4 protein-coding genes and 1 pseudogene are annotated in these 4,369 nt (G+C 62.4%); all 5 read left to right on the top strand.

Annotated elements, in window-relative coordinates:
- Window positions 1–270 (top strand): annotated as a pseudogene (locus AC1D1P_RS15575) (alpha/beta hydrolase family protein); the annotation flags it as partial.
- Window positions 271–505: 235 nt separating this feature from the next.
- Entirely contained in the window at window positions 506–1,666 is a 1,161-nt protein-coding gene (locus AC1D1P_RS15570) for a branched-chain amino acid ABC transporter substrate-binding protein (RefSeq protein WP_477673607.1), read from the top strand.
- Between the two features lie 18 nt (window positions 1,667–1,684).
- Window positions 1,685–2,356 carry a DUF924 family protein gene (locus AC1D1P_RS15565; protein WP_477673606.1) on the top strand — a complete coding sequence of 224 codons (672 nt, stop codon included), beginning with the start codon at window positions 1,685–1,687 and terminating at the stop codon, window positions 2,354–2,356.
- Window positions 2,357–2,708: 352 nt separating this feature from the next.
- A complete protein-coding gene (locus AC1D1P_RS15560; RefSeq protein ID WP_477673605.1) occupies window positions 2,709–3,263 on the top strand; it encodes a DUF3455 domain-containing protein in 555 nt (184 codons plus the stop codon).
- A 339-nt stretch (window positions 3,264–3,602) separates the two neighbouring features.
- Window positions 3,603–4,193, top strand: coding sequence for a DUF3455 domain-containing protein (locus AC1D1P_RS15555; RefSeq protein WP_477673604.1), 591 nt, complete (start codon window positions 3,603–3,605; stop codon window positions 4,191–4,193).
- The last annotated feature ends 176 nt before the right edge of the window (window positions 4,194–4,369 follow it).

Here is a 4,369-nt window from a genome sequence, read left to right as displayed (position 1 = left end):
CCGCTCGGGCTGGTGACCGCCCGGCAAGACCGCTGGCTGGTGCCCCGTTTTCACAGCGACGTGGTGCTTGCGGCCTGCAAGCGCTGCGAACACCTGGCCGACCTGCCCACCGGCGGCCACGGTGCGCTGCTGTCGCCGCCGCCACCGGCCGATGCCATGTCAGCCCTGGCCAAAGACCTGCTGCTGGACCCGCCCGGCTTTGACCGCAGCGAGCTTCCCCAGGTGGACCAGAAGATCAGCAGCTTCCTGCGCAGGCACCTGCTTCCCTGAATTCCCCGGCGATGGGTTTGTGAGACGGGCCACAGGCACGCCTGGCAGTCACGCATCGAAGTGAACAAAAAACGATCCTTTCAGGTGCGTTTTTGAGTCAGAAACGAACCAATAAGAATCATTAGTAAAACTTATCTACTCGTACATTCATTCGCTGAGGGGTGAACCCCACTACCGCTTCATGAAGGTGAAATATACATTCAGTTACACCAACATTACCACCAAGGTTCTCACGATGAACAGCTTCACATCCCGCCGCCATGCCCTGGTCGGCCTGACCGCCATTGCCGTAGCCAGTGCCCTGCTCTCGGGCTGTGACAACCCACCAGACACCATCAAGATCGGCGTTGCCCAACCGCTGTCGGGGAACCTCGCCGCGCTCGGCCAGGACTTGCACAACGGCGTGAAGATGGCCGTGGACGAGATCAACAAGGAGGGCTTCCAGATCAAGGGCAAGACGGTCAAGATTGAAATCGTGGCCATGGACGACCGGTCTGATCCAAAAACCGGTGTGGAAGTCGCGCAGCAGCTCGTCGACGCCGGCGTGGTCGCCGTGATCGGCAACCTCAATTCGGGCGTCAGCATCCCGGCCGCACCGGTCTATGCCGCCAAAAACATTCCCCAGCTGGCCATCTCGACCAACCCCAAGTTCACCGAGCTGGGCCTGGCCACCACCTTCCGCCTGGTGGCCAACGACAACCTGCAGGCCCGCGCGATCGGCTCCTTTGCCGCCAACCAGCTCAGCGCCAGCAAGTTCGCCATCGTCGATGACGGCACCACCTACGGCAAGGGCCTGGCCGCCGGTGCGGCCGTCGAGCTGAAGAAAGCCGGCAAGGCAGTAGTGGTCACCTATTCATCCGACGACAAGACCACCAAGTTTGACGAGCTGGCCGGCAAGATCAAGGACGGCAATGTCGAAGTGGTCGTGTCCACGCAAGGCGACTTCCAGATCCTCGCGCTGATTGATGCCCTCAAGAAGATCGACTACAACCAGCAGATCAGCATCCTGGGCGGCGACACCATCAAGACGACCGACATGCTCAAGGGCAGCGACACAGTCAAGGGAATCTACGCTACTTCGCCCATCCTGGACGCCAAGGAATTCGTCAACGGCAAGGCCTTCCTGAGCAAGTACCAGGAAACCTTCAAAAGGGAGCCGGCTTACGGCGGCCACTACACCTACGACGCGATGTACATCCTGGCCGGCGCCATGCGGCGCGCCAACTCGGTCAAGCCTGAAAAGATCACCGAAACCCTGCGCACCTTTGACGGCTACGCGCCGATTACCGGCTCCATGAAGTGGGACTCGGTAGGCGAGCAGCGTTACGGCGTGGTCGGCGTTTACTCGATCCGCAAGGGTGTTTGGGACCTGCAGCTGCGCTCCGACCGCTGGTAGGCTAAGCTTTCGGTCGTCATGACCGAGCCCACCTCATTCCCAGGCGCACTCCCTGGCGCATCTTCCGGCGCGGCGCCTGCCCGCCACCACGCCACGCCCGCCGAAGTCCTGGACTTCTGGCTGGGCGACGGCGTCGAAAAAGACTGGCCCACGCAAGACCTTGGCAAACGCTGGTTTGGCGGCGGCGCCGAACTCGACGAAGACATCCGCACGCGCTTCGGCCTTGAGGTCGAGGCAGCCGTGGACGGCGGCCTGCAAGGCTGGGCGCAACCGCCCCTTCACCGCCTGGCGCTGGTCATCCTTTTGGACCAGTTCACACGCAATGTCTTTCGCGGCTCCGGCAAGGCCTTTGCCGGCGATACGCGGGCCCAGCAACTGGTGCTGGAGGCGCTGGCCGCCCAAACCGACCTGCAGCTGTCCTGGGCCGGGCGCATCTTTTTGTACATGCCGCTGATGCATGCCGAGAGCCTGGCGCTGCAAGATGAATGCGTAGCGCGCTTCACCCGGCTGGTGGACGACGCGCCCGATTCACTCAAGCAACGCCTGCGCGGCAATCTTGACTTCGCCCACCAGCACCGGGACATCGTCGCCCGCTTCGGACGCTTCCCCTACCGCAACGCGGCGCTGGGGCGTACCGATACGCCCGAGGAAGCCGACTTTCTCCTCAAGGGCCCGCGCTTCGGGCAGTGAGGTTCCCCCTGTCCAGGCTCACTGCGTGTAGCCTGTTCTCCCCTCAAGGGGACGGCGCCTGCGGCCCGGCAAAGCCGGTTCCGCGGCCCCCGCTGGTGAATACGCCGAAGAACCGGCTCTGCGGGAGTTATGCATCAAATCGGCCTCCAGCCCAAGTGGAACTTGCGCAAGCAGCTACTAATTTGATAGCAAGCAACAGTAGGCCTCATCTTTCCTGCTTTTGAATCCATAGCCTTGGCTACGCCGTACTAGCAACGGGACGTCCGGCGCCACATCGCCAACAACAACGGCCGGCCGCCCTAGTTCACCACCGGCCAGCCTGGCCGGTTCACAAAAACCCAGGAGTTCAAAAATGACTTTACGCACAGCCACCGCCTCAGCTTCAGTTCTGCTCGTGTCCCTGCTCGCCGCCTGCGGCAGCATGTCGCCCATGATGCCCACCTACTCGCAGGCCGGCCTGCCGGCTGCCGTGCAGGTGCCGGCCGRCAACAAGGTCGCGATGGAGACCGTCGGCGTGGGCGACATCACTTACCAGTGCAATGCCAAAAAAGACATGGCCGGCCAGTTTGAATGGGTCTTTGTCGGCCCCGACGCGAAGCTCAATGACCGCAGTGGCAAGCAGGTCGGCAAATACTACGGACCGCCGGCCACCTGGGAAAGCATGGACGGCTCCAAGCTGACAGCAACGCAAATCGCGGTCGCCCCCGGCGGCATGGGCAACATCCCTTTGCAGCTCGTCAAGGGCAACCCGGCCATGGGCAGCGGCGCCATGAGCGGCGTGACCTACATCCAGCGCGTGGACACCCAGGGCGGCGTTGCACCCGCCATGCCTTGCGCCGCCGGCAACATGGGCGCCAAACAGGTCGTGAAGTACCAGGCCGGCTACATCTTCTACAAGGCGATGTAAGCGCAGGAAGGCGCAGGGGGTTCGCACAGGCACTCTCCCGGCGCCCGATACCCTTCACCCGCATCTCCCAGGGTGAGCCGCCAGCTCTGAAGTCAGGCGGGGCTGGTCTTACGCCCGCAGGCTTGCCGCAAGGCCGGCGCTGTGGGCTTTTTTACGGGCGGTTGGCTGCCGCTTGGGCTTGTTGCCTGACTGTCTTTTGGCGTATCGCCTGAGCTGTCGCATTTACCCGCAAACGGTCCGGCAAGGCGCTGGCAATGAGGCTGCGCGGCGTCCTACAGATGTTTACATTTCAGCGGGCTTTACTGGCAAGCAGGCAAAACAACAACCCGAGGAGYCTTCATGAAAAGCACACACAACACCTTTTGGGCCTATAGCAAGAGCGTTGCCGTCACGCTGGCCATGGTCACCGGCACTGCCGCGCTGATCACCGCCTGCTCCGGCGTCGCGCCGCTTCCCAAGGAATACACGCAGGACCCGCTGGATGCATCGGTCAAGGTGCCGCCCGGGCATGTTGTGGCGCTTGAAACCACCGCCAGCGGCCTGCTTCATTACGAGTGCAAGGCCAACGCCGACACGGCCGGCACCATCGGCTGGGTTCTCGTGAGGCCCGAGGCCGACCTGCTGGACCGCACCGGCAAAACCGTCGCGAAATATTCCGGCCCGCCTGCCACCTGGACGCATATCGACGGCTCCAGCGTGGTCGGCCCGCAGGTGGCGCTGGCGCCCCGCATAGGCGCCACCAACCTGCCGAACCAGCTTTCCACCGGTGCATCGGGCGCCACGCCTGGCGTCCTGCAAAACATCACCTACATCCAGCGCATCAAGACCAAGGGCGGGCAAGACCTGAGCAAGGCCTGCACGCAATCCGACCTCGGCGACAAGCTGACAACGTCTTACCAGGCCGACTATATTTTCTGGAAAGCCTCTTGAAGCAGAGCGGCAATGGACCCCAAAAGCCCGCAGGCCCTTGGTCTGCGGGCTTTTTTTCTGGTGTGGGCAGACTCAACCTGCTACTGAATTTATAGCTGCTCGTGCTTATTCTTATTGGGCTACAGCCATATTTGGCACTGGGATGGAGCTGCATCACGACATCGGCATGAGCGAGC

This window comes from Polaromonas sp. P1_E1_2 (assembly GCF_056406035.1).
The sequence above is the reverse complement of the archived record's forward strand: the minus strand, read 5'-3'. Positions and strand labels throughout refer to the sequence as shown.

Excerpts from the sequence above, each read along its gene's own strand:
- AC1D1P_RS15570 (WP_477673607.1), top strand. The coding sequence starts at position 506 with ATGAACAGCTTCACATCCCGCCGCCATGCCCTGGTCGGCCTGACCGCC.
- AC1D1P_RS15555 (WP_477673604.1), top strand. The coding sequence starts at position 3,603 with ATGAAAAGCACACACAACACCTTTTGGGCCTATAGCAAGAGCGTTGCC.
- AC1D1P_RS15565 (WP_477673606.1), top strand. The coding sequence starts at position 1,685 with ATGACCGAGCCCACCTCATTCCCAGGCGCACTCCCTGGCGCATCTTCC.